Source organism: Streptomyces sp. NPDC005181, from assembly GCF_040608395.1.
Taxonomy (GTDB): Bacteria; Actinomycetota; Actinomycetes; order Streptomycetales; family Streptomycetaceae; genus Streptomyces.
In genome coordinates this window covers 1-5,876 of sequence record NZ_JBEXID010000183.1, presented here as the reverse complement: position 1 = coordinate 5,876, position 5,876 = coordinate 1, and the positions used below count along the sequence as shown (strand labels likewise).

The 5,876-nt window shown below is 68.3% G+C and carries 4 protein-coding genes and 3 pseudogenes; 3 read left to right on the top strand and 4 right to left on the bottom strand.

Features of this window, described 5'->3' with window-relative positions:
* The first annotated feature begins 378 nt into the window (after window positions 1-378).
* Window positions 379-978: an ABC transporter substrate-binding protein gene (locus tag ABZV38_RS39275; RefSeq protein WP_356333633.1), complete on the top strand. Its 600-nt coding sequence runs from the start codon at window positions 379-381 to the stop codon at window positions 976-978.
* A gap of 36 nt (window positions 979-1,014) precedes the next feature.
* On the opposite strand, the pseudogene ABZV38_RS39270 reads toward ABZV38_RS39275, so the two are convergent.
* Window positions 1,015-1,535 (bottom strand): annotated as a pseudogene (locus ABZV38_RS39270) (DUF4158 domain-containing protein); the annotation flags it as partial.
* On the opposite strand from ABZV38_RS39270, the pseudogene ABZV38_RS39265 reads away from it, so the two are divergent.
* Together ABZV38_RS39265 and ABZV38_RS39260 are read left to right on the top strand one after the other, a co-directional pair.
* Window positions 1,514-2,712, top strand: a pseudogene (locus ABZV38_RS39265) (GAF domain-containing SpoIIE family protein phosphatase); the annotation flags it as partial. The pseudogenes ABZV38_RS39270 and ABZV38_RS39265 sit on opposite strands and share 22 nt — an antisense overlap.
* Window positions 2,713-2,741: 29 nt before the next feature.
* Window positions 2,742-3,055 (top strand): annotated as a pseudogene (locus ABZV38_RS39260) (DDE-type integrase/transposase/recombinase); the annotation flags it as partial.
* Between the two features lie 44 nt (window positions 3,056-3,099).
* Here ABZV38_RS39260 and ABZV38_RS39255 read toward each other — a convergent pair.
* From ABZV38_RS39255 to ABZV38_RS39245, 3 genes are read right to left on the bottom strand one after another with little or no spacing between them, the layout of a single operon-like run.
* On the bottom strand, window positions 3,100-4,131 hold the full coding sequence (locus ABZV38_RS39255) for an ABC transporter (RefSeq protein WP_356333631.1): 1,032 nt from the start codon (window positions 4,129-4,131) through the stop codon (window positions 3,100-3,102).
* Window positions 4,128-5,111: an ABC transporter ATP-binding protein gene (locus ABZV38_RS39250; RefSeq protein ID WP_356333635.1), complete on the bottom strand. Its 984-nt coding sequence runs from the start codon at window positions 5,109-5,111 to the stop codon at window positions 4,128-4,130. The genes ABZV38_RS39255 and ABZV38_RS39250 overlap by 4 nt, the downstream gene beginning before the upstream one ends.
* Window positions 5,112-5,124: 13 nt before the next feature.
* On the bottom strand, window positions 5,125-5,559 hold the full coding sequence (locus ABZV38_RS39245) for a GntR family transcriptional regulator (protein WP_356333629.1): 435 nt from the start codon (window positions 5,557-5,559) through the stop codon (window positions 5,125-5,127).
* Window positions 5,560-5,876 lie beyond the last annotated feature (317 nt).

The window sequence follows — 5,876 nt, the reverse complement described above, 5'->3', positions numbered from 1 at the left end:
ACACCACGTGATCATTCCGGGGCCGTCGCCATGCCCGGAGGGCAGATCACGACCGTCACGCTTCACGCATGATCAGCCACCCGACAGGCTCTGAGCATGCTCCGGCCGGCATGCGGGGCGGTCCTGGCCTCCGCCGGGTGACTCGGTCGTCTGCGGGTGAGGAGGATCCTCCTATCCCGGTGGTCGGCAGTGGCGTGCCCGCAAACGCGGATCGGACCGAGGGCTCCGGATGACCGCAAGGTGCTGTACGGAATCCTCTTCACCGGCGTCCGGTGCAACAGTTGCCCGCTGAACGGGGCTCCGGCATGGCCGGCTGGTGGCGCTGCGGGGCTGCGAAGCCCCGCAGCTCCCACATCCGGGCCTGAAAGCACTCCACACGTGGGAGCTGTCGATGGCACCCAGGACACCTACGACCACCTCCGGCAGGCCGCCGGCGCCCAGGGACTGACCGTCACCGCCCACGCGCCGGCACAGGACGTCGACACCATCACCGTCACCAAGGCCACCGCCGACAAGTACCACCTGGCCAGCATCGGCGACCTCAAGGCCGTCGCGCACCGGCTCACGCTCGGCGCTCCGACCCCCACGCAGACCCGCGACTACGGTCTCCCCGCCTTGAAGCGCGTCTACGGCGTTGTCTTCCGGCAGTTCGTCCCCCTCGCCCCGACCAGGACGATCACTCAGAACGCGCTGCGCAACGGCACCGTCGACGCAGCCGACATCTTCTCCACCGCCCCCTCCATCCGCCGCTACGGATTCGTCTCCCTGAAGGACCCGAAGCACATCTTTCCCGCCGAAAACATCGTTCCGCTGTTCCGACGCGATGTCCTCACCCAGCCCATGGCCGACGCCTGCGACGCCGTCTCGGCGAAACTCACCACCGCCACCCTCACCGAGCTCAACTCCCAGGTCGCCGACGGCGCCGCCCCGGCCGCAGTCGCCACCCGGTGGCTGACCACCACCGGCCTGGTCCGCTGAGCCGTGGCCAGTCTTCCGGAAGGGTTCCTGGTTCTGAAGCCGCCGCTCGGCCACCGTGCGGGCCTCCGACACCTGCCGGGCCAGCACCGAGACACCTGGCAGCAGCACCCGGTGCCGGCGCAGCCACGTCACCGCGTGGTTGAAAAGGGCTACCGGCCCCTCGGCGTGCGTCCACGCCCGCCCGTACAGGAAGGTCCGGAACTCCCGCGACCACTTCTGGTCGCCGTAATCCCGGTACCCGAACCGCTCCCGGATCTCCTGCGCATGGTTGTACGGCGTCATCCGCCGCTCCGCGTACTGCTTCACGCACGAGGAATCCTCGATCCCGAGCTGCCCGGCCAGGTACTCCACGACCTCCCACGGCACCGCCAGCGGATTGCCCCCCACAGGCACGTGCCGATGTACCGCACGGTGCAGATCTGGATCGCCATGCCGAGGCGATGCCCGTCGGACCGTCGCAGCGCGATCAAGTCGCGGTCGTCGTCATCGAGGAAGAAGAACCGCTCCAGCTCGGGACGCGTGGGCGTCTCCCCTAAGGCAGCTGGCTGGCGTCGCAGTGCCCGAGCTCGCCGACGTCGCGGTCGTAGACGTACTCGACTCCGCCCTGGACGATCGCCGCCCCGCGACACCCGACAGCAGCCCGGCGCTCTTTCGCACCCTCGCTGTGAAGGCCGCCTACCTCGCCGAGGCGACCGGCGCCGTCGGCACGGCCGACCAACCGGTCAGCTATGACGCCGACCGACTGTCCACCCAATGCGTACGGACCGGTCAGCCGATCATGGTGACTCGCGTGGACGAGTGGGATCTGGCGCGCATCGCCCGTGACGCCGGAGCCGCCGCTGTCCTGGCCAGTGTCGGCATCCACTCATATCTCGCGATACCGCTGGCCGCCCAGGGCCGGGCACTCGGTGTCCTGGGGCTGATGCGAGGCCGCAATCAACTGCCCTTCAACGCGGACGACGTCACCCTGGCCGGTGAGCTCGCCAGCCGAACTGCAGTGTCCCTCGACAACGCGCGCCTGTACCAAAGCGTCCGCAACATTGCGGTGACGCTCCAGCGCAGCCTGCTGCCCCAGCCGACGCCACCCGAGAGTCTGGAGGTCGCCACCCGCTACCAACCCGCCGGACCCTCTGCCGAGATCGGTGGCGACTGGTTCGACGTCATCCCCCTCGCGGAGGACAAGACCGCGCTCGTGGTGGGCGACGTGATGGGCAGCGGCATCGATGCGGCCGCCACGATGGGCCGCCTGCGCACCGCCACCGCGACCCTGGCTGACATCGACCTCCCGCCCGCCCAGGTGCTGCAACGCCTCGACAAGATCACCGCCGGTCTGGACCCCTACATCGCCACCTGCATCTACGCCGAATACGACCAGCACAGCGACCGGTGCCGAATCGCCGTAGCCGGACATCTGCCCCCCGCACTGACACCTGCAGGCGGGCCCCCGAACTGCTCGACCTACCATCTGGTGCACCACTCGGGGTCGGCGGCGTCCCCTTCGAAACGACCACCGTGCCCTTGCGCCCCGGCGATCAACTGGTCCTCTACACCGACGGCTTGGTCGAAACACGCCGCGACGCCATCGACGAACGCCTCGACCTCCTCCTCCGCGTACTCGACGGCCACGAACTTTCCCTGGAAGAAACCTGCGACCGGCTCCTGGAAACACTGCGTGATCCGGACGACCACGACGACGTGTCCATACTCATCGCCCGACCCGGACCGCGGCCCTGACTCACTGCGGACGTCGGCCAGCCGGGGACACCGCCCTGGACGATCACACCCGCCTCGCATACACCGAGGACCTGCCCGACGAGACCGCCCCGACCTGCGCCGACTTCCTGACCCGCGCCACAGCATGGTTCGCCGCACGAGGCATCACCGTCGAACGTATCCTGACCGACAATGCCTGGGCCTACACCAGGAACACCTGCGCCAAACCTGCCGTGATCTGGGCATCAGCCCACGCTGGACCCGCCCCTGGCGTCCCCAGACCAACGGCGAGGTCGAACGATTCCACCGCACCCTGCTCGACGAATGGGCCTACCAACGGCCTTACACCTCAGACGCCGAACGGCAAGCAACATTCCCCGACGACGCCCGGGGACCGGCTCGTTAGGGTCAGACGAGGCGCTTGCGGCCCCACATGAAGATGAACACCGCGACGGCGGCAGTCAGGGCGAAGAGGATCGAGGCGCCGAACCACTGCATGCCGCTCATCTGCGAGATCGGCAGGTAGTCCACCGACCAGCCCACGATGTCGGCCTTCTGCACACAGGCGTCGCGAGCCGTCTCCGACGCCTCGTGCGCACAGGTGCTCCACCCGAGGCTCTCTCCGGAACCCGTGGCGTACGACCGGTCGATCTCCAGGGCGCCATCGGGCAAACCCGAGGGGGGAGCGTTGATCCCCTTGTTGGTGGCGACCGTGACGATGTTGCCGAGGTCCAGCCGGCAATAGGCCCAGACCACCTGGACGACGACGGCGAAGGTGAAGGTCACAACCATGGCGAGCAGGGTGCGGCGAAGGAGCATGCCGATCGCCAGGCCGCCCACGAAGGTGAAGAGTGAGAGCGCGACGGGCACGGGTCCGGTGTTGTCGAACACGAAGCCCTCGCTCCACCCCCTACCCGGGTCAGCGTTCTTGACCAGTCCGAACCACCAACCGAACTGGACGGAGAGCGCCACCGTGCACACGACGACCACCAGGGCGCTGATCCCCAGCTTGGCGGCCAGCCAGCGGACGGGGCTGACGGACTGGGAGGTGACGAGTTTGGCGGTGCCGTTTTCCAGGTCGCCAGCGAGCAAAGGGGCGCCGAGGAAGACGCCAAACAGGATGGGGATGAAGCCGAGGCCGAGGCCGACCTTCTGGAACTCGGCCGAATACGGGCCCATGCCCTCGAGCCACTTGTCGGGCGAGTCGGGCCAGCCATGAGCGGCGAGGTAGTCCATCAGGCCGGTGCGCTGGTAGGCGATCCACGCCAAGGAGAGGGCGGTGGCGGCGAGGAGGGTCCAGTAGGCGGCCCGGTGCTGACGCCAGATGAGCCAGGTCACGCCGCTGAGCCGAGGGCCGCGGGTGCGGCGGGTGGCGACGGGGGACACGGGGGACGCAGTGGACCCGTTGGGTCCGGCGGAGGTCTTGGTGAGGTTGCTCATGCCGCCGCCACCCGCGAGCCGTTGGAGCCGTAAGTCTGGCCCGGGACCTGAGCTCCGGGGCTGATCAAAGGTGGCGCGTCGGGGCAGCGCAGATAGGAGAGCAAGAGTTCCTCCATGTTCGGGGTGTGGGCCTGCCACTGACCGGTCACCGGGCCGTCGGGGCGAATGAGGGCGGTGACCTGGCGTCCGCTGGTGCGGCATTCGACGACGGTGTGGCCGACGAGCTCCGCCGGAACGCCCTGGGCATGTCCCTGCCCGTGGCTGTCGCCCTCGCCGCTCCAGACGCCCTGCAACAGCACGTGGGCGCTGCGGAGCTCGTCCACATCACCGGCCAAGCGCAGTCCGCCCGTGGAGATGACGAGGAGGAAGTCGCAGACGCTCTCCAGCTCGCTGAGCATGTGGGAGGACATCAGCACAGTGGTGCCGTGTTCAGCGGCCTCGGCCAGCAACATGCTCATGAGCTCATGTCGTACCAGCGGGTCGAGGTCGGACATCGGCTCGTCGAGCAGCAGCAGGTCGGGGCGTTTGCCGAAGGCGAGGGCGAAGGCGACCCGGGTGCGCTGCCCGCCGGAGAGGGTGCCGATCTTCGCCTCCATGGGCACATTGCCCGCGCGGACGATGTTCTCGGCGGCCCGCTGGTCCCAGCCGGGGTTCAGTTCGCGGCCCAGGCGCAGCGTCTCGGCCACGGTGAAGCGGCGAAACAGCGGCTTCTCCTGGGCGAGGAACGCCGTACGCCGTCCGGCCTCCACGGATTCCGGTGCCGCGCCGAACACTTTGAGGGTGCCGTCCGTTGGCTCCAGCAGATTGGCGGCGATCGCCATCAGCGTCGTCTTTCCCGCCCCGTTGGGTCCCACCAGTCCGCAGATCCGGCCGGCCGGCAGCCGGAACGAGCAGTCCCGCAGGGCCCAGCCCCGACGGTACTTCCTGCCCACTCCGTAGGCCTCTATCGCCGACTCCTCCGCCGGGCCTGCGACGTCCATGGCATCCCTGGCGTTACTCACTGGTGCTCCTCATTTCCAAACTCTTTGCTGTTCCGGCGGCCGCCATGGTCTCGGCGTACCGCTGCTCCAGGACCGACGCGACCAGCGCGGTCACGTCCTCCCGCTCCAGACCCGCCTCGCGTGCCCGCGTCATCCACGCCTCCAGCTCCCCGCGCAACGGGGAGTCGGCACCCGCCTGGGGGCGGGCCAGTGACCGGCGTACGAAGGTGCCCAGGCCGGGCCTTGGCTCGACCAGCCCTTCGCGTTCCAGCTCCCGGTAGGCCTTGAGCGTGGTGTTCGGGTTGACGGCGCAGGTCTCGGCGACCTCCTTGGCGGTGGGAAGCCGGTCCCCCGGCACCAGAACTCCCAGCCGCAGGGCCTGCTTGGTCTGCTGGACGATCTGCTGGTAGGCGGCGATCCCGCTCCGCCTGTCGATGCGGAACTCCACGAACCTCACCCCCTTTAGCTACTCGATTAGTGGAATGATGATGGAGGGCTGATGCGAGACCTGTCAAACCAACCGGCTCCCACGGCCCCGGCGGGACAGAAACGTGACCGATTCATGACATGGGAATCCGCGGCCACGTTGGTCAGCAGGGCGGCCTCGATTCCCTCGCCCATGCCGTTGTGAGGGTGAGGTGTCCGGCGGAGAAGGACCAGTGACTTTTCTGGCTCTCCTGCCGTATGTGTGGGTGCCCTGAGCTGGTCTGATACGTGAAACACGCCGCTCTCTGTGAACCTTGAGGTGTCTAGCAACAAGGTTGA